This window comes from Micromonospora musae (genome assembly GCF_003626635.1).
GTDB classification, from domain to species: Bacteria; Actinomycetota; Actinomycetes; order Mycobacteriales; family Micromonosporaceae; genus Micromonospora; species Micromonospora musae.
Genome location: NZ_RAZT01000020.1, coordinates 1 through 21346 on the forward strand (window position 1 = coordinate 1; position 21346 = coordinate 21346).

Below are 21346 nucleotides of genomic sequence, written 5' to 3' on the forward strand. Positions count from 1 at the left end.
CGCCACCCACCTGCGTCGTGACGACGAGCCCGCGACGCCCCAGGAACGCCCCGAGGGGTTCGACGTCAACGCGATCCTCGGCGCGGTACGGGAGGTGGCGGGCGTCCGCGACGCGTCGCTGCGGCGTACCCCGGCGGGGGCGCACAGCCTCCGCCTCGATCTCTCCGACGGGGCGGATCCGGCCGAGGTGAGCCGGCAGGTCGCCCGCCTGCTCCAGGAGCGGATGGGGCTCGCCGCCGCTCCGCAGAACCTGCCGGGTCTGCCGGCCGCGCCGAGCGTGCCCACCGTGCCGGTCCGCCGCCGCACGGCGGTACGTGACCCGGAGCCTGCCCAGTCCGCAGGTGCCGTTCGGGAGGTCCGCGCGGATCGACCCGCCGGGACCGAGGCGGCGACCGGTGCGGAGGCCCCCGCCCGGCCCGCGCGTCCCGAGCCGGAGCCGCTGCGCCGGCGCCGTCCCTCCGGACCGCCCCGGGGTCGGGCCTCGGTGGACGAGACGCCGGTCGGCGGGGCCACCGGGAGCCCGGTGAACCTCGGGGCGTCGTACTCCGGCGCGCAGTTGACGACCACGGAGAGCGGGCCGTCGCGTCCACTGGACACCGGTGGGGTCCCCGGCCCGCGCGTGGTGATCGATCACGTCCAGGTGAGCACGTTCGGCCTCGACGCCAATGTGGAGGTACGGCTCATCGCCGCCGGTGAGACCGCCGCCGGCTACGCCACGGGCCCGGCCGTCGACGGCTACGTCCTGCGGCTCTGCGGGGTGGCCGCCGCGGCGGCCGTCGACGAACTGCTGCGCCGCCCGGCCGGCTCCGAGGGCGGGCGGTGCTTCGTCGAGCACGCCGCCGTCGTGCCGTTCGGCAACTGCGAGGTGGCCACCGTGGTGGTGCTGCTGGTCTGCGACGGCTGGGTCGAGCAACTGGCCGGGTCGGCGCTCGTCGCGGGCGATCCGCGGCAGGCGGTCGTCCGGGCCACCCTGGCTGCCGTGAACCGTCGACTCGAGGCGCTGCTGGCCGACCGGCCGTAGGCCCGGCCCGCGATCCGCCGGGGGCCGCCGGCTCTCGGCGACGCGCTGTCGGCCGGGCCGTTCCCGGGCAGACTGAGGCGATGAAGCGCGCCACCCTCTGCCCGGAGCGGCTGCTCCCGCAGCACGGGGTTCCGCCGCCGTGGCCGGGCCGGGAGGTCCGGCTCGACGGCATGGTCAGCTACGTCCGGGAGACCCCGGCCACCGTCCCGGGCGCGGAGCCGGCCCTGTACGTGCACGGACTCGGCGGCTCGTCGCAGAACTGGACCGACCTGGCCGGGCTGCTCTCCGGCAGGCTGGACGGCCAGGCGATCGACCTGCCCGGCTTCGGGCGCAGTGAGCCGGGCCTCCGTTACACCGTGCCGGCGTTCGCCGCGCGGCTGGTCCGCTACCTCGAACACTCCGACCGGGGGCCGGTGCACCTCTTCGGCAACTCGCTCGGCGGGGCGATCACCGTGCAGCTCGCCGCGCTCCGCCCCGACCTGGTACGCACCCTGACGCTGATCTCCCCGGCCCTGCCCTTCCTCAATTTCGGGCGTTCGTTGCAGGGCCGGATGCTGCCGCTGCTCGCCCTGCCCGGGGCGGAGCGGATGGCCGCCCGGCGCCTGACCGAGTTGGCGCCCGAGGCGATGGTCGAGAAGTTGCTGGAGGCGTGCGTCGCCGACCTGAGCCGGATCTGCGAGCAGCGCCGGCGGGAGGCGTTGGAGGAGATCCGGGTGCGCTACGAGGCCGAGCACTACGCGGCCGCGTACGTCCGCACGTTTCGTGGGCTCGTCTCCAGCTTCCTGCGGTCGTACCTGCCCGGGTCGGGGTCGCTCTGGCGGCTGGCCCGGTCGGTGCGGGCACCCACCCTGGTGGTGGGCGGTGGGCGGGACCGTCTCGTGGACGTCCGGGTCGCTCCGCAGGCGGCTCGGGTGATTCCGGACAGTCGGCTGCTGATGCTGGGCGGGGTGGGTCACGTGGCGCAGCTCGAGGAGCCGCGGCTGGTGGCCCGGGCGGTGCTGGGACTACTCACCGAAACGGGGGAGGGTGCGCAGCGTCACGATCTGGCAGGCTGAGCCGGATGCCCAGCTCCGCGCCGCGCTCCGCCGGCGACCCGACCGTCGGCCGGCAGCCGGTCGATCCGCCGGTGCTCCCGCCGCGCAGGTCCGTCCGCGGCGCGGCACCCGGCCGGCCGGGCGGCGGTGACCGCCGCAGCGGCGCGGTCGCGGGGCCGTGGAGTCCGCACGGCCGCCGGTTCCAGTTGATCGCGCAGCTCTCGGTGGTGCTGCTCGCGATCGGGGCGGCGCTCGTCGTGATCATGCGGCATCAGGACGTCGCGGCCCGGCCGGTGCCGGTCGGCGCGGCGGAGCTGCCGTCCCCCGAGGGGCCGCTGCCGTTGCTCGGGTCGTCGCCGGTCACCGCCTCGCCCTCCGCCTCGCCGTCGCCGGTGTTCCAACTGCCGGGGCCGGTGCCCTCGGCCGGCTCGGGCCGTTTCGGCTACGACGATCGCACCGGGCCGGTGCTGGGCCGGGCCGGCGGGATCCAGCAGTACCGGGTCGCCGTCGAGGCGGGGAGCCGCGAGGAGGCGGGCGAGTTCGGCCGGGCCGTGCAGGTCGCGCTCACCGGTCCGGGTAGCTGGGTGGACAGTGGCCGGCTGCGGCTGCGACAGGTGCCCGGTGGAACGGATTCCGAGTTCACCGTCTACCTGGCGACGGCCCGTACGGCGGGGCGGATGTGCGCGCAGGGCGGGGTGGACATCCGGGTCGAGGGGCGTCCGTACACGTCCTGCCGGGCGCCGGGGAAGGTCATCATCAACCTCGACCGGTGGCGGCTCTCCGTGCCGCACTTCGTGCGGGCGAAGGTTCCGCTCTCGGTCTACCGGCTCTACGTGGTCAATCACGAGGTGGGTCACCAGCTGGGGCATCGCCACGAGCGCTGTCCGGGCAAGGGCCGGGTGGCGCCGGTGATGATGCAGCAGACGCTCTTCCTCAACGGGTGCGTGGCCAATCCCTGGCCGTACCGGGACGGCCGCCGGTACGCCGGCCCGCCGCTCTGACGCGCTGTTTCGTACTGTCTGCGTGCCTTAAGGTGTATTCATCCTAATCACATCTTTCGTCGCCAATAATTGGTCTGACGATTCTGCGGGGCATCAGCCTTGAACATCCGGAAATAAGCGATTGATCTGGCAGGCTGAAGGGCATGACGTCGTCGTCCCCCTACGGCCCGCCGGCTTCCCGTGGCGAGCGGCCCCCCGCACTGCTGCGGACCCGCTCGCGGCGCCGCGGCGCCGTTCTGCTCGGGCTGGCGCTGCTGCTCGCGACCGTCGCCGGAACCGTTGTCACCTGGGGCGACGAACCCTCCACGCCCGCTACCGTGGCGGACCGGCTGCCCGAGGGCGGTGGGTTGGGGGCGCATGCCGAGCCGCAGGAGGCGCCGCCCGTCGTCGTCCCCTCGTACGGTCCGGGCCGATTCGTCGTCGCCACCGGTGGCACGCCCGTCGTCGGCGAGGACGGCCCGCTGCACCGCTACCGCGTCGTCGTGGAGGAGGGGGCCGGTCAGGACGTCGACGCCTTTGCGGCCAGCGTGGACGAGACCCTCGCCGACCCACGTAGCTGGATCGCCTCGGGCGAGCTACGGGTGCAGCGGGTGGCGGAGGCGGCGGAGGCCGACTTCACCGTCTACCTCGCCACCCCGGTCACCTCGGAGCGCATGTGCGCCGAGGGCGGCCTCAGCACCGAGGGCTACACCTCCTGCCGGCTGCCCGGGCAGGTCATCATCAACCTGGCCCGGTGGATGGAGGCGGTGCCGGACTACGGTGCCCCGCTCTCGGTCTACCGGACGTACGTGATCAACCACGAGGTCGGGCACGAGTTCGGCGAGGGGCACGAGGCCTGCCCGGCGCCGGGCAGCCCGGCGCCGGTCATGCAGCAGCAGACGTACGGGCTGGAGGGCTGCCTCGCCAACGCCTGGCCCTACCTCGACGGCCGCCGCTACGCGGGCGAGATCATCCCCTAGCGTCGAGCCACGATCCAGCTCCGGTGGCGGCGGTATCGACGACGGGGTGCGGCGATCGGCGGTGCTATTCCCCTCCCGAATTACGGGCGTCGTGTCCTCCCTCATGGCCGACGCGTCCGGTGCCGAGTGACAATGGCCGGGTTCGCACCGCCGATCCCGGGGAGTCCACCGTGTCGTTGCCCCCGCTCGTCGAGCCCGCCGCCGAGCTGACCGTTGACGAGATCCGTCGCTACTCGCGCCACCTGATCATCCCCGACGTCGGAGTCGAGGGACAGAAGCGGCTGAAGAACGCCCGGGTGCTCTGCGTGGGCGCCGGCGGTCTCGGCTCGCCGGCCCTGCTCTACCTCGCCGCCGCCGGCGTCGGCACGCTGGGGATCATCGACTTCGACACCGTCGACGAGTCGAACCTCCAGCGCCAGATCATCCACGGCGTCTCCGACGTCGGCCGGTCCAAGGCCGAGTCGGCCGCCGCGAGCATCCGCGAGATCAACCCCCTGGTCCAGGTGGAGATCCACAACACCGCGCTCGACCGGGAGAACGTCCGCGACATCTTCGCCCAGTACGACCTGATCGTCGACGGCACCGACAACTTCGCCACCCGCTACATGGTCAACGACGCGGCGGTGCTGCTCGGCAAGCCGTACGTCTGGGGGTCGATCTACCGCTTCGACGGCCAGGCCTCGGTCTTCTGGTCCGAGCACGGCCCCTGCTACCGCTGCCTCTACCCGGAGCCCCCGCCGCCCGGCATGGTCCCCTCCTGCGCGGAGGGCGGCGTGCTCGGTGTGCTCTGCGCCTCGATCGGCTCGATCCAGGTCAACGAGGCGATCAAGCTGATCACCGGCATCGGCGAGCCGCTGGTCGGCGGGCTGATGGTCTACGACGCCCTGGAGATGTCGTACCGGAAGATCAAGGTGCGCAAGGACCCGAACTGCGCCCTCTGCGGCGAGAACCCGACCGTGACCGACCTGCTGGAGGACTACGAGGACTTCTGCGGCGCGGTGTCGGAGGAGGCGCAGGAGGCGGTCGTCGACTCGACCATCACCGCGCTGGAGCTCAAGGAGTGGCAGGACGCCGGCAAGGACGTCTTCCTGGTGGACGTCCGGGAGCCGGCCGAGTACGAGATCGTCCGCATCCCCGGCGCGACGTTGATCCCGAAGGGCGAGATCCTCTCCGGTGAGGCGCTCTCCCGCCTCCCGCAGGACCGGCAGATCGTGCTGCACTGCAAGTCCGGGGTCCGCTCGGCCGAGGCGCTCGCCGCGCTCAAGGCCGCCGGGTTCCGGGACGCGGTGCACGTCCAGGGCGGCGTGCTCTCCTGGATCAAGCAGATCGATCCGTCGCTGCCCGCGTACTGACCGACCGGGCGGGGTCGGGGCGGGCTGGAACCGCTCCGACCTCGGCCGATCCTCCGAGGCGGAATCGCGTTTACGCAGGTAGCGTCTCCGCCGTGGTCGACTTGGACGCCGCCATCGGCTTCGTGGTGGCTCGTGGGGATGCGGTGGAACGCGCCCGCCTCTCCCGGCTGCGCACCGGAGCCCCGGCGCCGGTCGAGCTGATCGAGCGGGCCGAGTTCGGGCAGACGCCCGACGGCGGCTGGCCGGCGACCCTCGACGGTCCGATCGGCTCGGTCGACGCCACCTGCTTCCGCCTCGCCGAGCTCGATGATCTGGGCGCGCTCGGCCGACCGGCGGCCCGGCACGCCCTGGACTGGCTCGCCACCCGGCAGTCGGCCGACGGCGGCTGGGAGGAGGACCCGGCGCTCGCCGAGGTCGCACCCGACTGGGCCCGCCCCGGCGATCCGGAGGCAGGCTTCTACCTCACCGCCAACGCCGGCTTCTGGCTGACCGTCGCCGGGCTCGACGCCCGATCCGCCGGCCCGCTCGACCACCGGGTCGGCGGGGCGTACGCCGGGGTGGTGCAGGCGGCGGCCCAGGCCGTCGTCGAGCGGCTCGGGCCCGACGGGAGCTGGCCGTCGTTCCTGCCGGCCGGTTGGCTGAGCGCGGCCGTGCTGCACCGGCAGGGCAGGTACGACGAGTCGGCGCGGATCCAGGCGGTGCTCGCCGAGCGGATCCCCGAGCTCTCCCCGGCGGACGCGGCCTGGCTCGCCGCGAGCCTGCGCCGCGTCGGGGTGGGCGAGGAGCAGTGGCTCCTCGTCTCCGCCCGCCGCCGGCTCACCGAGACCCAGCGCAGCGACGGCGGCTGGGACAGCGACGACGGCCACCAGTTCGACGTGCACACCACGCTCCGCGCGGTCCGCGCCTGCCTCACCCCGAGCACCGGGCCCGACTGACGGGGCGCGGCCGCCGGTCAGCCGCGCAGGTGGCCGTCGCCGGTCACCACGTACTTGGTGCTGGTGAGCTCGGGCAGGCCCATCGGGCCGCGAGCGTGCAGCTTCTGCGTGGAGATGCCGATCTCGGCGCCGAAACCGAACTCGCCCCCGTCGGTGAACCGGGTCGAGGCGTTCACCATCACCGCCGCCGCGTCCACCCGGGCCACGAACTCGCGGGCCGCCCCGGTCGAGTCGGTGACGATCGCCTCGGTGTGCCCCGTGCCGTAGCGCCGGATGTGCGCGACCGCCGCGTCGAGGGAGTCCACCACGGCGACCGAGATCTCCGCGGCGAGGTACTCGGTGGCGAAGTCCTCCTCGGTCACCGGCAGCACGGCGGCGGAGTGCGCGACGACCCGCTCGTCACCGTGCACCGTGACGCCCGCCTCGGCGAACGCGGCAAGCATCGGCGGCAGGAAGGTCTCCGCGACGGCCGCGTGCACGAGCAGCGACTCGGCGGTGTTGCAGGTGGAGAGGCGCTGCGTCTTCGCGTTCAACGTGATCGCCACGGCCATCGACACGTCGGCGGCGGCATCGACGTAGACGTGGCAGTTGCCGACCCCGGTCTCGATCACCGGGACGGTCGACTCCTCGACCACGGTGCGGATCAGCGACGCGCCACCGCGCGGGATCAGCACGTCGACCAGCCCGCGGGCGCGCATCAGCTCCTTGACCGAGTCGCGGGAGGTGGCGTCGAGCAGCTGGACCGCGTCGGGCGGCAACCCCGCCCCGGCGACCGCGTCGCGCAGCACCGCGACCAGCGCGGAGTTCGAGTTGGCGGCGGAGGAGGAGCCGCGCAGCAGCGCCGCGTTGCCGGACTTCAGACAGATCCCGGCGGCGTCGACCGTCACGTTCGGGCGGGCCTCGTAGATGATCCCGACCACGCCGAACGGCACCCGGATCTGCCGCAGCTCGAGCCCGTTGGGCAGGGTCGAGCCGCGTACCACCTCGCCGACCGGGTCGGGCAGCGCGGCCATCTGCCGCAGCGCGTCGGCGATGCCGGCCACCCGCTCCGCGTCGAGGGCGAGCCGGTCCAGCACGGCCGCGCTCAGCCCGGCTTCCCGCCCGGCCGTCAGGTCGGTCGCGTTCGCGGCGAGGATCTCGGGGGTACGCGCCACCAGCGCGTCGGCCATCGCGTGCAGCGCGGCGTCCTTGGTCGTACGCGTCGCGAGGGCCAGCGCCTCCGCCGCCACCCGCGCCCGCCGTGCCTGCTCCACCACGCTCATGCCGCCACTCCGCTGCGCTCCGTGCCGTCATGAGGCTCTACCGCGCTGCGTTGATGATTCGCTCGCTGTCGCTCGCTCACGTCAACCCTCCGCCCTGAGCTGATCTGCTCATTCGTCACTCCTCACAGCAGCACCAGGTCGTCGCGGTGGACGACCTCGCGTTCGTATGCCGGGCCGAGCGCCGCGGCGAGCTCCGGAGTGGAGCGACCGAGCAGTCCGGGCAGCTCCACCGCGTCGTAGTTGACCAGCCCCCGGGCGACCGCCGCCCCCTGGGAGTCCACCAGGTCCACCGGGTCGCCGGCGGTGAACGCCCCGTCGACCGCCGTGATGCCGGCCGGTAGCAGCGACTTGCGTCGCCCGACCACCGCGGCGACCGCCCCCTCGTCCAGGTGCAGCCGGCCCCGGGGCGAGGTCGCGTGCGCGAGCCAGAAGAGCCGCGCGGCCGGGCGCTGACGCTGCGGATGGAAGAAGGTGCCGACCGCCTCGCCGGCCAACGCCGGGGCGGCCAGCGGTGCGGCGGTGAGCACGACCGGGATGCCGAACCCGGTGGCGATCCGGGCCGCCTCGACCTTCGTCACCATGCCGCCGCTGCCGACCCCGGCGCGCCCGGCGCCGCCGATCGTGACGCCCGTGAGGTCCTCCTCGCTGCGTACCTCGGTGATCCGGGTGGAGTCGGGTCGGCGGGGGTCGCCCGTCCAGAGCGCGTCGACGTCGGAGAGGAGCACGAGCAGGTCGGCCTGGACGAGCGCGGCCACCAGCGCGGCCAGCCGGTCGTTGTCGCCGAACCGGATCTCCTCGGTGGCCACCGTGTCGTTCTCGTTGACGATCGGCACCGCCCGCAGGTCGAGCAGCTTGCGCAGGGTCCGGTACGCGTTGCGGTAGTGCGCCCGCCGGGTCACGTCGTCGACGGTGAGCAGCACCTGCCCCACCGTCCGCTGGTGCCGGGCGAAACTGGCCGCGTACCGGCCGATCAGTTGACCCTGTCCGACGCTCGCCGCGGCCTGCTGGGTGGCCAGGTCGCGTGGGCGGCGGGACAGCCCCAGCGGCGCCAGGCCGGCCGCGATCGCGCCGGAGGAGACCAGCACGACTTCCCGGCCGTCGTCGGCGAGCGCCCCGAGGGTGTCGACCAGCGCGTCGACCCGTTCGCCGGCCAGACCGCCGGTCGCGGTGGTCAGCGAGGAAGATCCGATCTTGACGACGACGCGTCGGGCTGCCGTTACCGCTTCACGCACAACGACCATTCTGCGTGGTCACGGCGGCGCAGCCCCGCGACGTTCCCATAGTGTGGCGCGCTGTGACACCTGACGAGTACGTCGAGGCGGTGCTGGACCTGGTGGAGCGGATCCCGCCGGGCCGGGTGATGTCGTACGGGGCGGTCGCCGATGCGCTCGCCGAGCGCTCGGGTCGCAGCTCGGCCCGGCTGGTGGGCAACATCATGGCCCGGCACGGCGGGGCGGTGCCCTGGCACCGGGTGGTCAACTCGACCGGGCGGCTGCCGCCGGGGCACGAGCGGGAGGCCCGGGCCCGGTTGCTCGCCGAGGGGACGCCGCTGCGCGCGTCCGGGGTGGACCTGGCGGCGGCCGGCTGGTCACCGGAGGAGGGCGAGGGCGCGTGGCCGCCGGAAGAGAGGATGTGACCGGCGCCATAACGTGAGTAGCATTCGGCGCCATGAACGCCCCGCCGGCCGGTCCGCTCCCCGCCCCGGGCCGTCTGCCGCGTCGGGTGCACCTCGGCTACGCGCTCGGCTCGCTCGCCACCGGCGCCTTCGGCACCGTGCCCGGCCTGCTGCTGCTGCCGTACCTCACCGACACGCTGGGGGTGGCCGCCGGGGTGGCCGCGCTGCTGGTGCTCGTACCGAAGGCGTGGGACGTGCTGGTCAACCCGGTGGCCGGCCGCATCTCCGACCGCACCGCGTCGCGCTGGGGTCCGCGCCGCCCCTACCTGCTCTTCGCCGGGCTGGCGCTCGCGCTGCTCTTCGCCGCCATCTTCGCCGCCCCGTTCGGATCGGGGAGCCCGGCCCCGGGGTACGTCGCGGTCGCCTTCCTCGCCACGGCCACCGCGTTCGCCTTCTTCCAGGTGCCGTACGTGGCGATGCCGGCCGAGCTGACCGAGGAGTACGCCGAGCGCACCCGGCTGATGACCTGGCGGATCGCCGTGCTGGCCCTCGCCATCCTGGTCTCCGGGGCGGTCGCCCCGATGGTGGTGAGCGCGGGCGGCGAAGGGCTCGCCGGGCACCGCTGGATGGGCCTCTTCGTGGCGGCACTGATCGCGTTCGGCGCGGTCGGCGCGTTCGCCGGCACCAGGGCCGGGCCCACCGGGCGGGTACGCGAGAGCGAGCCCACGCTCCGCGCCCAGCTCGCGGTCGCCGCCCGGAACCGCCCGTTCCGGGCGCTGCTGCTCTGCTTCGTGGTGCAGTCCGCCGGCGTGGCCACCATCCTGGCCGGGGTCAACTACTTCGCCGACCAGATCCTGCGGGACCCGCGGACCGGAGCGACGCTGCTCTTCGCCTGCTTCGTCGGGCCGGCGCTGCTGGTGATGCCGCTCTGGACCCGGATCGGTGCCCGGGTCGGCAAGCTCCGCGCCCTGGTCGCCGCGTCGCTGCTGCTCGCGGTGGGCGTGGCGGCGCTGGTGTCCGCCCCGCTCCTGCCGGCGGCCGCCATCTACCCGGTGGTCGCACTGGTCGGCGCCGGGTACGCGGGCCAGCAGGTCTTCGCGCTCGCCATGCTGCCCGACTGCATCAGCTGGGACGAGGCGCGCACCGGCCGGCGGCAGGCCGGTGTCTTCACCGGGGTGTGGACGGCGGGGGAGACCCTCGGGCTGGCGCTCGGGCCGGGCATCTACGGGCTGGTGCTCCAGCTCTCGGGCTACGTCTCCTCCGACACCGGAACGGCCGCGGCGCAGTCCGACCCGGCCCGGTTCGGCATCCTGCTCGGCTTCACCGTGCTCCCCGCCCTCCTGGTGGCCGCGCCGCTCGCCCTGCTGCGCCGCTACAACCTGCCCACCGCGAACGACGACGCCGACCGACCGGTCGTGGTGGGCAACGACAGCCGCTGAGCCGCACGGAGAGGGCCGAAGACCCATGAACGAGGAGCCGACCGGCGGCTGTGCGCTGCCGCAACAGGGGCTGCCCGCCGAGCGGGTGCTCGACGAGATCCACCTGCTGCGGGCCCAGGACCGGCCGACGCACGGCGGGCAGCTCTTCGCGTACGTCTACGACCCGGCCGTACCCGGCCTGGACGAGCTGGCCGCCACGGCGTACGCGGCGAGCGCGCACGTGAACGGGCTGGACCCGACCGCCTTCCCGTCCCTGCTGGCCATGGAGAACGCCCTGGTCGGAGCGGCCGCCGAGCTGCTCGGCGGCGGACCCGGCAGCACCGCGCCGGAGGTGGTCGGCAGCGTCACCAGCGGCGGCACCGAGTCGCTGATCCTGGCGGTCAAGGCGGCCCGGGACGCCCACCCGGAGATCAGCACGCCCCGGCTCGTGGTGCCGGCGAGCGGGCACGCGGCCTTCGCCAAGGCGGCCCACTACCTGCGGGTGGGGCTCGACGTGGTGCCGGTCGACCCGGGCACGCTGCGCCCCGACCCGGCCGCGACGGCCGCCGCCATCGGGCCGGAGACGGTGCTCGTGGCCTGCTCCGCCCCGTCGTACGCGCACGGCGTGATCGACCCGGTCGGCGAGATCGCCGCCGCGGCCGCCGCAGCGGGGGTGCGCTGCCACGTGGACGCCTGCTTCGGCGGCTGGACGCTGCCCTACCTGCGTCGGCTCGGCGTGCCGGTACCTCCGTTCGACTTCGCGGTGCCCGGGGTCACCTCGATCTCGGTCGACCTGCACAAGTACGCGTACGCCCCGAAGGGCGTCTCGGTGCTGCTGCACCGTGATCCGGCGCTGCGCGCCCCGCAGTACTTCGCGTACGCCGACTGGCCCGGCTACACGATGATCAATCCGACGATCGCCTCGACGCGCTCGGGCGGCCCGATCGCCGCCGCGTACGCCACCCTGCGGCACCTCGGCGACGACGGCTACCTGCGCCTGGCGGCGGCCACCCGGGACGCCGTGGCCGGGCTGGCCGACGCCGTGCGCCGCGTACCCGGGCTGCGGCTGATGGCCGAGCCGGAGTCGACAGTCGTCTGCTTCACCGCCACCGACCCGGAGCTCGACCTGTTCGTGCTGGTCGACGAGCTGACCGCCCGGGGCTGGCACACCCAGCCCCAGCTCTCGTACGCCGGCCTGCCGGCCAGCGTGCACCTCACGGTGACCGCCGCGGTGGCGACCCGGGTGGGCGAGTTCAGTCCGGCGCTGGCCGAGGCGGCGAAGGCCGTTCGGGCGGCCGGCCCGGTCGTGCTGCCCGAGCAGTTGCGCACCCTCGCCGGCACGCTCACCCCGGACGCGCTCACCCCCGAACTGGTCGGCGGGCTCGCCGCCGGCCTGGGGCTGGGCGGGTCCGCCGCCGCCCCGCCCGACCGGATGGCGGTGGTGAACACGCTGCTCGACGCCGCCGCGCCCGCGCTGCGGGAGCGGCTGCTGGTGGAGTTCGTGGGCCTGCTGCAACGTCCCCACTGGTGAGCCGCCCGACGCGGCAGCCCGGGTTCTCCGGGCCGCCGCGCCGTGCGGGGGTTGTCGTGCTGCTAGCCGGCCGTGCGGAGCTCGACGCGGTTGTCGCTCCGCTTCAGGTCGTCCCAGTACCGGTCCTGCGCGTCGAAGTGGACCACGTGCACGACCGGTCGCAGGTCGTCGTCGCCGGGCGGGTCGACCAGGAACCGGAACGTGTACGTCTTCCGCCCGCCCGCCGGCAGCGGATCCAGCAGGCAAGCGGCGACCGGCCCCGCGTCGGCCGTCCGGCACCGGTCGAGGTCCGTTCCGTCGGGCTCGCCGATGCTGGTCAGCGTGTCGAAGCCCAGCCGGGGAACGTCCACAGGTCCCCGGTTGACGACAGTGACCGTCACCGTGCCGGTGCGTCGGCCCTGCCCGTCCGGCGGCCCGAGGGCCAGCTCACCGGCGGTCAGGGTGAGGTCGGTCAGCCGGGGATCTACTCCGAACTTCGTCGGCCCGGCCGTCTGGTCGAACCGGTCACCGGTCCACGCGTACGTCCGCCACTGCCCCTGCGGCCACCACGACGGCAGGCCGCAGCAGGGCTGTACGTCGGCGACGTGGACCCGGACCTTCCCGTCGTCCTGCACGGAGAAGTCGGCGATGTCGTCCATCCCCTCGGCGGCGCCGACCACCCGGCCCATGGTGACGATCCGGCCGGCGGCGTCGCGATCGAAGGCCACCACCTGTTTCCCGAGGGTCTCACCGTTGGCCCGGCAGCCGAGCAGGGCCACCGTCTCGACCGCACCGTCGCCGTCCAGGTCGCCGTGGCCCGGATCGCCGAGGAGGGCCGGCACCGAATCCACGTTCGGCCCCGGACGGAGCCGCACGTCCTCGGTGCCGCAGCTCGGCGGGGAGTGCAGGTACTCCGGCCAGGCGGGCAGGTCGACGCGGGCGGCGAGGAGCTGGGACCGGCTGATCCGACCGTCCGGCGCCGCGGCGGTGGGGCTCACCGAGCTCGGGGTTGGCGTCGGGGGCACGGTCGACGACGGGCTCGGCTCGCCGGTCTGCGCCGGGCCGGGCGGCGGGGCGGAGCCCCGGTCCCGGGTCGTGTTCGCCGCCACCGGGATCGTGACCGCGAGCACCGCGACGGCGGCAGTCAGCACCGCTACCCGCTGGCGACGTCGCCGTACCGTCCGTCGCACCTCGGTGGGGCCGGCCGGCTGCACCGCCGGGGCGTACGCCTCGCGGAAAGCGGAGAACTCGCCGCTCACCAGAATGTCATCGAACTCAGGCATGACCGTTCCCCCCGTTCTCGCCGGCGAGCTGAACCGCCAGCGCCGTCCGGCCCCGGTGCAACCAGGACTTGACCGTGCCCTCCGGCACCCCCTCCTGCTCCGCGATCTGACCGACGGACAGATCCGCGAGGTAGTGCAGCACCACCGCGCGACGCTGGTTGGCCGGCAGCTGCGCCAGGGCGGCGGTCAGCGCCACCCGCTCCGGGCCGGGACCCGGCATGTGCTCCTCACGCTGCCGGCGCAGCCAGGACTGCGCGGTACGCAGCCGCCGCCAGCGGCTGGTGGCGAGGTTCCAGGCGACCCGCCGTACCCATGCCACCGGATCGTCGTAGCGCGACACCCGGGACCACCGGGCGAAGGCCCGGCAGAACGCCTCCTGCACCAGGTCCTGCGCCTGCGGCAGATCCCCGCAGTACGCCGCGAGCTGGAGCGTCAGCGACCGGAAGTGCGCATGGTAGAGGCCGTCGAAGTCGATTCCCTCGGCCTGCTCACGTGGCTGCGGGCGCTCCGCTGCCACCCCGGGTGGCGGCTCGCCCCGCCGTGGCTCCCTCGTCACCGTCATCTGGTCCTCCCCGTGCGTGCCGCGTCCGTGCGGCCGATGCCGATCACACGCCTCGATGCCGGCCCCGGTTGCACGGGTCTCCGCCGCCGCCGCTGTGGTTGACTGTCAGATCGGAGACAGGGGAGGGAGGCCCGAGGTGCAGGTACCGGCAGTGCTCGGCGAGCCGATCCGGTTCGTGCTGAACTGGGGTCGCCGCTACTCGCTCTGGGTCTTCAACTTCGGCCTGGCCTGCTGCGCGATCGAGTTCATCGCGACGAGCATGAGCCGGCACGACTTCATGCGGCTCGGGGTGATCCCGTTCGCGCACGGCCCCCGCCAGGCCGACCTCATGGTGGTCTCCGGCACGGTGACCGACAAGATGGCCCCGGCCATCAAGCGGCTCTACGACCAGATGCCCGAGCCGAAGTACGTCATCTCGTTCGGCGCCTGCTCCAACTGCGGCGGCCCCTACTGGGACTCGTACTCGGTGACCAAGGGGGTCGACCAGCTCATCCCGGTCGACGTCTACGTGCCCGGCTGCCCGCCCCGGCCGGAGGCGCTGCTGCACGGCATCCTCCGCCTCCAGGAGAAGATCGCCGCCGAGCAGTCCGGCCCCGGCGGGGTGTCCCGTCCCGACCTGCTCGCCGCTCCCGTCGACGCGCCGCCGAGCGACGGTGCGCTTCCGCGGTCGGTCGCGTCGCTCACCGCCCCGCCGGTACGCCCGCCCTCGGCCGGCTGACCCCCGACCGCCCGCGCACCTCTCGTCCGGCCGGCGAGCCCGTCCCCGGTCCCGGCCCGCCCGTGCCGGTGTCTGTACCGCCACCAGCGCCAAAAGGTCCGCCCCGGCGGCGAGCAGCAGTTGGCGGACGGGGGCTAGCCTCCGCACATGAGCAGCTCAGGGCCGCGCCGCGCCGCCCACATCGTCGACGTGTTGATCGCGGAGTTCGGGGAGTCGATGACGCTCGACCCCGCCGCCTTCCGCCGCAAGTTCCGCAAGATGGCCGCCTCCCCGTTCGCCTTCTACCGGGGCAGCGCCGCGCTCTTCTACGCCGACCAGCGCGGCGACTTCGCCGACGACCGGTTCCTCGACGAGCGCACCAGCCGGGTGTGGATCCACGGTGACCTGCACGCCGAGAACTTCGGCACCTACATGAACGCCTCGGGACAGCTGGTGTTCAACGTCAACGACTTCGACGAGGCGTACGTCGGGCCGTTCACCTGGGACCTGAAGCGCTTCGGGGCGAGCGTGGCGCTGCTCGGCTACGCCAAGGCGCTCTCCGACCAGGTGATCACCGAGCTGGTCACCAGCTTCGCCCACTCGTACCTGACCGAGCTGCGGGCGATCGCCGCGGGCGGCGACGACGCCATCGGCTCGATCACGCTCGACAACGCCGACGGGGTGCTGCGCCGGGTGCTCCAGCAGGCCCGGCTCTCCACCCGCGTCGACCTGCTCGCCGCGCAGACCACCATCGACAACTACGAGCGGCGCTTCTCCCTCGGCGACGGTGTGTACGAGGTCGACGACGAGACGCGCGGGCTGGTCACCGCCGCCTTCACGGCGTACCTCGGCACGCTGCCCGTCTCCTCGTCCCGGCTGCGTCCGGTCGAGACCCGGATCAAGGACGTGGTGCTGCGCAAGGGGGTGGGCATCGGCTCGGCCGGACTGCCGTCGTACAACCTCCTGCTGGAGGGGCACACGCAGGCGCTGGAGAACGACGTCGTCATCTACATGAAGCAGGCCCAGGTGCCCGCGGTGGCGCGGCACATCCCCGACGAGTCGATCCGCGCCTACTTCCAGCACCAGGGGCACCGGACGGCCGAGTCGCAGCGGGCGTTGCAGGCGCACGCCGACCCGTGGCTGGGCTTCACCGAGCTGGGCGGGGTCGGCCAACTGGTCGCCGAGGTCTCGCCGTACGCCGCCGACCTGGACTGGGCGGACGTCAACGAGCCGGAGGAGCTGGCCGGGGTGCTGGCCGACCTGGGCCGGGCGGTGGCCCGGATGCACTCGGTGGCCGACGACGAGTCCAGCCACGACCTGGTCGACTACTCCACCGAGGAGGCGATCACCGCGACGGTGGAGCGGGACGAGCCGGGCTTCGTGCGCCACCTGGTGGAGTTCGCCCACGAGTACGGGCTGCGCGCCCGGGAGGACCACCAGCTCTTCGTGGACGTGTTCCGCAACGGCCGGCTGCCCGGCATCTGAGCCGCCGGGCGGGGACCGCCGGGGCGTGCGGTCAGACGGCGAACTCCAGCACCACCTTGATGTCGTCCGGCCCGCTCGTGTACGCGTCGGCGTAATCCGACACCGCCACCCGCCGGCTGATCAGCGAGCTGAGCCAGAGCGGGTCGGCCCGGTGCAGCGCCTCCGCGGCCAGCTCCCAGTGTCGCCGGTTGGCGTTCACCGAGCCGAAGACCACGTTGTTCTCCAGCACCAGCTCGCGGTTGAGCGCGCCCGCGTCGAAGTCGATGGTCCGCCCGCCGCTGGAGACTCCGGCCAGGCAGACGATGCCGTTCGGCGCCGCCTTGCACATCACGTCGAGCACCACCCGGGGCGCTCCGGTGCACTCCAGCACGACGTCCGGCTCGAAGTCCAGCTCGTTGACGTGCACCGAGTGGTAGGTCGCGCCCAACGCGTTCACCAGTTCCGGCTTCGGGCCGCTGGTGGCGAGGTCGAGCACGTGCACGGAGAACCCGCGCTGGGCGGCGAGCAGGGCGGCGAGCAGGCCGATCGGGCCGGCCCCGGTGACCAGCACGACCCGCGGCTGCCACACCGCCCGCTGCCCGATGCGTTCGATGTGGTCCCACGCCTTCGCGACGATGCTTGTCGGTTCGAGCAGCATGCCGACCTGGCCGAGCGACCGGTCCAGCGGGACGGCGTACGGGGGCTGGATCCGCCAGCGTTCCCGGGCGAACCCGGGCAGCGCCTTGATGCCGTGCTCGGTGTAGCGGCCGTTGCGGCACATGTCCCACTCGCCGACCGCGCAGTTCGGGCAGGGCACCGGATCCGGGTGCCGGACGACCCCCGCCACCAGGTCGCCGGGTTGGAGGGTGCCGGTCGGGTCCTCGAGGACCCGACCCAGCGACTCGTGCCCGAGCACCAGGTGCCGCTCGCCCGGCGGCGCCTCGCCGTACTCCCCGGCGACGATCTCGTGATCGGTGCCGCAGACCCCGATGGCCAGGGACTCGACCAGGATCGGGCCCTCCTCGGTGGCCGGTTCCGGGTAGTCCTCGACCAGCTTCAGGGAGTCGGCGGTCCCGGGGGTCACAGTCACTGCGCGCACGACTCCCATCCTCGCCTCTCTGCCGGCCTCCCGACGGGCAAAGCGCAAGATGAGTCCCGTGCCGACCGGTCCCGGCGGTCCGGTCCGACCACGGTCAGCGCGAGCCGCTCGGCCGGGCGAGCCCGCCGAGACAGGCCCTAGGATCAGCGCATGACTCCGGAAGAGGTCGGCAGCCGGATGGCTGAGCTGCTCGCGCCGGCCGAACCCACCCCGTCGGTCTCCGGTGGCGGCCGGCACGCCCGCGCCACGGTGGACGTGCCGGCGGCGAGCTGGCGTGACGCCGTCCGGGCGGCCCGCGACGACGCGGAACTGAACTGCGACTTCTTCGACTGGCTCTCGGCCGTGGACGAGCTCGCCGACGGGTTCGACGTGGTCGCCCACCTCTGGTCGACCCGCCGCCGGCACGGCCTGCTGCTGCGCACCCGGGTGCCGCGCGAGGCGTCCACGGTCGCCTCGGTGGTCGACCTCTATCCCGGGGCCGACTGGCACGAGCGTGAGACGCACGAGATGTTCGGCATCGACTTCGCCGGCCACGCCGGTCTGCGTCCGCTGCTGCTGCCGCCCGAGTTCGAGGGACATCCGCTGCGCAAGGAGTTCGTGCTGGCCTCCCGGGTGGCCAAGCCCTGGCCGGGCGCGAAGGAGCCGGGCGAGTCCGAGGCGGGCGGTGGACGTCGGCCGATCCGCCCGCCGGGCGTGCCCGCGCCGGGGGAGTGGGGCACCACGCCCACCCCGGCCGGCGCCGGTGGCGCGGGGGAGCGGCCGCGGGGCGGCACACCGGCCCGCCCGGCCGGTGACCGGCCCGCCCGGCCGGCGCCGGGAGCCCGCCCCGGGCGTACGGACCGACCGGCGCGCCCGGCCCCGTCGACCGACGCGGCCGACCGCACCGAAGTCGACGGGGACGGGTCCTGATGCCGATCTGGGTCGAGCTGCTGATTCGGGTCGCCGCGGTGCTCGTCGCCTTCCTCGTCCTGCCGCTGCTGGTCGGTCAGGCCGAGCACAAGGTGATGGCGCACATGCAGGGCCGGCTCGGCCCGATGTACGCGGGCGCGTTCCACGGCTGGGCGCAGCTCGTCGCCGACGGGCTCAAGTTCGTGCAGAAGGAGGACGTCACCCCGCGCGAGGCGGACCGTTCCGTCTTCCGGTTGGCTCCGGTGGTCGCGCTGCTGCCGTACCTGCTCGTGCTCCTGGTGATCCCGCTCGGCCCGAACGACCTGGTCGGGCAGCCGCTGGACGTCGGGCTCTTCTTCGTCCTCGCGGTGGTGGGCGTCGGGGTGCTGGCCGTGCTGATGTCGGCCTGGGCCTCGGCCAACAAGTACAGCCTGCTCGGCGGGGTGCGGGGCGCCGCGCAGCTGCTCGGTTACGAGCTGCCGTTGGTGCTGGCCGCCGCGTCGGTGGCGATGGCGGCCGGCACGCTCAGCCTCTCCGGCATCGTCGAGGCCTGGCGGCCCTGGTGGCTGCTCTGGCAGGCGCCCGCGATGATCATCTTCTTCGTGGCCGGGCTCGCCGAGATCCGCCGCCCGCCGTTCGACATGCCGATCGCCGACTCCGAACTGGTCTTCGGCTACCTGACCGAGTACACGGGGCTGCGCTTCGCGTTCTTCCTGCTGGCCGAGTACGTCGGCATCGTGGTGATCGCGGCGCTCACCACCGTGCTCTTCCTCGGCGGTTGGCACGGGCCGTTCGCCGACGACCAACTCGGCTGGCTCTGGACGCTGCTCAAGGTCTTCGCCGTCTCCTTCGTGATCATCTGGCTCCGGGTGTCGTACCCCCGGCTGCGCGAGGACCAGCTCCAGCGGCTCTGCTGGCTGGTCCTCGTTCCGGCGTCCCTGGCGCAGCTGGTCCTCACCGTCGCCGTCCGCGTCGCCCTGTGAGGGCGGGCCCCCTCCGACGGGAGGGGACCCGCACCGGCGATGCCGGTCAGCGCAGCGGGGTGTGCGCGGGATCGACGCGCTCGGCCGGCGGCGGGGGCGGGGTGCCGTCGCCGAACGGGCGCCCGCCGAGCGACTCCCGACCGTGCGGCGTGAGCCAGTTGGCCAGGTCGGGCCCGAGCGGCACGATCCCGGTCGGGTTGATGTCCCGGTGCACCTCGTAGTAATGCCGCTTGATGTGGTCGAAGTCGATCGTGTCGCCGAAGCCGGGGGTCTGGAAGAGGTCCCGGGCGTACGCCCACAGCACCGGCATCTCCGCGAGCTTCTGCCGGTTGCACTTGAAGTGGCCGTGGTAGACCGGGTCGAAGCGGGCCAGCGTGGTGAAGAGCCGCACGTCGGCCTCGGTGATGGTGTCGCCGACCAGGTAGCGCTGCCCGGCCAGCCGCTCGCTCAGCCAGTCCAGCCGGTCGAAGAGCCGGTGGTATGCCGTCTCGTACGCCTCCTGGCTGCCGGCGAAGCCGCACCGGTAGACGCCGTTGTTGACGTCCCGGAACACCACGTCGTTGACCTCGTCGATCTCGTCGCGCAGCCGCTGCGGGTAGAGCTCTGGCGCGCCCTCCCGGTGGTACGCCGTCCACTCGGTGGAGAGGTCGAGGCTCATCTGCGCGTAGTCGTTGGTCACCACCCGCCCGGTCGGCACGTCCACGATCGCCGGCACCGTGATGCCCCGTTCATAGCCGGGGAACCGCTTGAAGTACGCCTCGGCGAGCCGTTCGATGCCGAGCACCGGGTCCCGCCCACCCGGGTCGAGGTCGAACGTCCAGCTCCGCTTGTCGTGCGTCGGACCGGCCACCGCCATCGACATCGCGTCCTCCAGGCCGAGCAGCCGGCGGACGATGATCAGGCGGTTCGCCCAGGGGCAGGCCCGGCTGACCGCGAGCCGGTACCGGCCGGGCTCCACCGGATAGCCGTCCCGCCCGTCGGCGGTGATCCGCGTGGCTATGTAGCGCTGGTCGCGGGTGAACTCACCACCTGGCTCCACGTACTTGCCGCCGGTGCGTTGCAGCACCTCGTCGTCGGTCTCGGTCCTGTCGGCCTCGCTGCTGGTACCCACGCCGCCCTCCGATCCTGTCGCCTCGTCCCATTCTGGCGGCTCGACCGGTTGCCGGCGGGGCGACCGCCGCGAGCGCCGGCGTGCGCGGCACGAGCCCGGCGCTACGCTGCCTCCTGTGATCGACACGGAGGCGGCGGCGCGGCGACTCATCGCCGACGTGTGGAACGCCGGTCGCGAGGAGTCCGCGTACGAGCTGATCGCGCCCGAGTGCCCGGGGCTGGGCGGCACCGGCCCGGAGGCCACCCTGGCGTGGCATCGGGAACGTCGGGCCGCCTTCCCGGACCTCCGCTACAAGATCGTCGACCTGGTCGCCGACGGGGACCGGGCGGCCGTGCACTGGCGGGCCGCCGGCACCCAGGTCGGGCAGTTCGGGCCGGTGCCACCGACGGGACGGGTGGCCAGCTACTCCGGGGCGTCGTTCCTGCGCTTCGACACGAACGGGCGGATCGTCGACGTGTGGAGCGTCAACGAGCTGTTCCAGGTGCTCCAGCAGCTCGGTGTCGAGATGATCCCCCCGGCGGTCAGCGGCCCCGGAGCGTGATCCGGCTGATCGGCAGGTTGATCGGGAAGGGCTCACCGGTGTCGACGAACTTCGTCCACCGGCCGGTCTCTGTGTAGACCTCGTTCACCGCATCGATTCGATAGGTGACGATCTCCAGCGCGCCGTCCTCCGTCTCGACCCGCCAATAGAACGGGATGCCGGCCTGGGCGTAGAGCGCCGGCTTGAGCACCCGGTCTATCGAGCGGGTGCTCGGGGAAACGATCTCTATGGCAAGGACGACCTCATGCGGCTCGTACCGCGACGGTTCGCGTGCCGCCGCGGCCGACGTGGTCACCAGCACGTCCGGAATGAAGGACCGGGTGCGATTTATCCGCACCTCGACTCCCTGGGTGACGTCGTAGTCGTCGGGGCACTCGGCCTCGAGAGCGACGCCAAGACGCATCGCGATGGTCTGGTGAGTGCGGGTGGGGGAGGGGGACATCAGCAGCACTCCATCGAGCAGCTCCCGGCGGCGGCCATCCTCGGGCAGCGCATCCAGATCGTCTGTCGTCCACCCGCCCTCGGGCGGATAGTCGCTCTGCAGCGCGGCGGTCATGGCGGGTCCTTCCAGGCGGTCGTTCTCCCCGGGTCCACCGTACCGCCGGCCGGGC

20 protein-coding genes and 1 pseudogene are annotated in these 21346 nt (G+C 73.5%); 14 read left to right on the forward strand and 7 right to left on the reverse strand.

Annotated elements, in window-relative coordinates:
* From D7044_RS29120 to D7044_RS29145, 6 genes and pseudogenes are all read left to right on the forward strand, one after another.
* Positions 1-1021: pseudogene (locus D7044_RS29120) on the forward strand (hypothetical protein); the annotation flags it as partial.
* Positions 1022-1101: 80 nt separating this feature from the next.
* The gene (locus tag D7044_RS29125) at positions 1102-2076 is read left to right on the forward strand and encodes an alpha/beta fold hydrolase (RefSeq protein ID WP_120680576.1); all 975 of its coding nucleotides are present in this window, start codon (positions 1102-1104) and stop codon (positions 2074-2076) included.
* Positions 2077-2081: 5 nt separating this feature from the next.
* Entirely contained in the window at positions 2082-3056 is a 975-nt protein-coding gene (locus tag D7044_RS29130) for a DUF3152 domain-containing protein (protein ID WP_120690810.1), read from the forward strand.
* A 143-nt stretch (positions 3057-3199) separates the two neighbouring features.
* Positions 3200-4015 carry a DUF3152 domain-containing protein gene (locus D7044_RS29135; protein ID WP_120690811.1) on the forward strand — a complete coding sequence of 272 codons (816 nt, stop codon included), beginning with the start codon at positions 3200-3202 and terminating at the stop codon, positions 4013-4015.
* A 119-nt stretch (positions 4016-4134) separates the two neighbouring features.
* Positions 4135-5367 carry an adenylyltransferase/sulfurtransferase MoeZ gene (gene moeZ / locus D7044_RS29140; RefSeq protein WP_187398621.1) on the forward strand — a complete coding sequence of 411 codons (1233 nt, stop codon included), beginning with the start codon at positions 4135-4137 and terminating at the stop codon, positions 5365-5367.
* Complete coding sequence (locus tag D7044_RS29145) at positions 5328-6302, forward strand: prenyltransferase/squalene oxidase repeat-containing protein (protein ID WP_411711009.1); 975 nt, start codon at positions 5328-5330, stop codon at positions 6300-6302. The genes moeZ and D7044_RS29145 overlap by 40 nt, the downstream gene beginning before the upstream one ends.
* A 17-nt stretch (positions 6303-6319) precedes the next feature.
* Here D7044_RS29145 and D7044_RS29150 read toward each other — a convergent pair whose 3' ends face one another.
* The gene (locus tag D7044_RS29150) at positions 6320-7564 is read right to left on the reverse strand and encodes a glutamate-5-semialdehyde dehydrogenase (protein WP_120690813.1); all 1245 of its coding nucleotides are present in this window, start codon (positions 7562-7564) and stop codon (positions 6320-6322) included.
* A gap of 122 nt (positions 7565-7686) precedes the next feature.
* The gene (proB, locus tag D7044_RS29155) at positions 7687-8796 is read right to left on the reverse strand and encodes a glutamate 5-kinase (RefSeq protein WP_199716816.1); all 1110 of its coding nucleotides are present in this window, start codon (positions 8794-8796) and stop codon (positions 7687-7689) included.
* A gap of 62 nt (positions 8797-8858) precedes the next feature.
* Here proB and D7044_RS29160 point away from each other — a divergent pair, with 62 nt between their 5' ends.
* From D7044_RS29160 to D7044_RS29170, 3 genes are read left to right on the forward strand one after another with little or no spacing between them, the layout of a single operon-like run.
* Positions 8859-9200 carry an MGMT family protein gene (locus D7044_RS29160; protein WP_120690815.1) on the forward strand — a complete coding sequence of 114 codons (342 nt, stop codon included), beginning with the start codon at positions 8859-8861 and terminating at the stop codon, positions 9198-9200.
* 32 nt (positions 9201-9232) lie between these two features.
* On the forward strand, positions 9233-10618 hold the full coding sequence (locus D7044_RS29165) for an MFS transporter (protein ID WP_120690816.1): 1386 nt from the start codon (positions 9233-9235) through the stop codon (positions 10616-10618).
* A gap of 25 nt (positions 10619-10643) precedes the next feature.
* Positions 10644-12128: a pyridoxal phosphate-dependent decarboxylase family protein gene (locus D7044_RS29170; RefSeq protein ID WP_120690817.1), complete on the forward strand. Its 1485-nt coding sequence runs from the start codon at positions 10644-10646 to the stop codon at positions 12126-12128.
* A 62-nt stretch (positions 12129-12190) separates the two neighbouring features.
* Here the strand turns inward: D7044_RS29170 and D7044_RS29175 are convergent, their stop codons facing one another.
* On the reverse strand, positions 12191-13390 hold the full coding sequence (locus D7044_RS29175; protein ID WP_120690818.1) for a hypothetical protein: 1200 nt from the start codon (positions 13388-13390) through the stop codon (positions 12191-12193).
* Positions 13383-13952 carry a SigE family RNA polymerase sigma factor gene (locus tag D7044_RS29180; protein ID WP_120680595.1) on the reverse strand — a complete coding sequence of 190 codons (570 nt, stop codon included), beginning with the start codon at positions 13950-13952 and terminating at the stop codon, positions 13383-13385. The genes D7044_RS29175 and D7044_RS29180 overlap by 8 nt, the downstream gene beginning before the upstream one ends.
* A 136-nt stretch (positions 13953-14088) precedes the next feature.
* Here D7044_RS29180 and D7044_RS29185 point away from each other — a divergent pair, with 136 nt between their 5' ends.
* Complete coding sequence (locus tag D7044_RS29185) at positions 14089-14670, forward strand: NADH-quinone oxidoreductase subunit B (protein WP_120690819.1); 582 nt, start codon at positions 14089-14091, stop codon at positions 14668-14670.
* A gap of 147 nt (positions 14671-14817) precedes the next feature.
* Positions 14818-16134, forward strand: coding sequence for a DUF2252 domain-containing protein (locus D7044_RS29190; RefSeq protein WP_120690820.1), 1317 nt, complete (start codon positions 14818-14820; stop codon positions 16132-16134).
* A gap of 31 nt (positions 16135-16165) precedes the next feature.
* On the opposite strand, the gene D7044_RS29195 is transcribed toward D7044_RS29190, so the two are convergent.
* Entirely contained in the window at positions 16166-17212 is a 1047-nt protein-coding gene (locus D7044_RS29195) for a glucose 1-dehydrogenase (protein ID WP_199716817.1), read from the reverse strand.
* Positions 17213-17362: 150 nt separating this feature from the next.
* On the opposite strand from D7044_RS29195, the gene D7044_RS29200 reads away from it, so the two are divergent.
* On the forward strand, positions 17363-18121 hold the full coding sequence (locus D7044_RS29200; RefSeq protein WP_120690821.1) for an NADH-quinone oxidoreductase subunit C: 759 nt from the start codon (positions 17363-17365) through the stop codon (positions 18119-18121).
* Entirely contained in the window at positions 18121-19083 is a 963-nt protein-coding gene (locus D7044_RS29205; protein WP_120690822.1) for a complex I subunit 1/NuoH family protein, read from the forward strand. Before D7044_RS29200 ends, D7044_RS29205 begins: the two co-directional genes overlap by 1 nt.
* A gap of 46 nt (positions 19084-19129) precedes the next feature.
* Here the strand turns inward: D7044_RS29205 and D7044_RS29210 are convergent, their stop codons facing one another.
* Positions 19130-20194, reverse strand: a complete 1065-nt coding sequence (locus D7044_RS29210; RefSeq protein ID WP_411711008.1) for a glutathione S-transferase family protein — start codon at positions 20192-20194, stop codon at positions 19130-19132.
* A 115-nt stretch (positions 20195-20309) separates the two neighbouring features.
* Between D7044_RS29210 and D7044_RS29215 the strand changes: the two genes are divergently transcribed.
* Positions 20310-20735: an ester cyclase gene (locus tag D7044_RS29215; RefSeq protein ID WP_120684401.1), complete on the forward strand. Its 426-nt coding sequence runs from the start codon at positions 20310-20312 to the stop codon at positions 20733-20735.
* On the opposite strand, the gene D7044_RS29220 is transcribed toward D7044_RS29215, so the two are convergent.
* Positions 20716-21291 (reverse strand): Uma2 family endonuclease, encoded by a 576-nt coding sequence (locus D7044_RS29220; RefSeq protein ID WP_120690823.1) that lies wholly within the window; start codon positions 21289-21291, stop codon positions 20716-20718. The two genes, D7044_RS29215 and D7044_RS29220, sit on opposite strands and share 20 nt — an antisense overlap.
* Positions 21292-21346 lie beyond the last annotated feature (55 nt).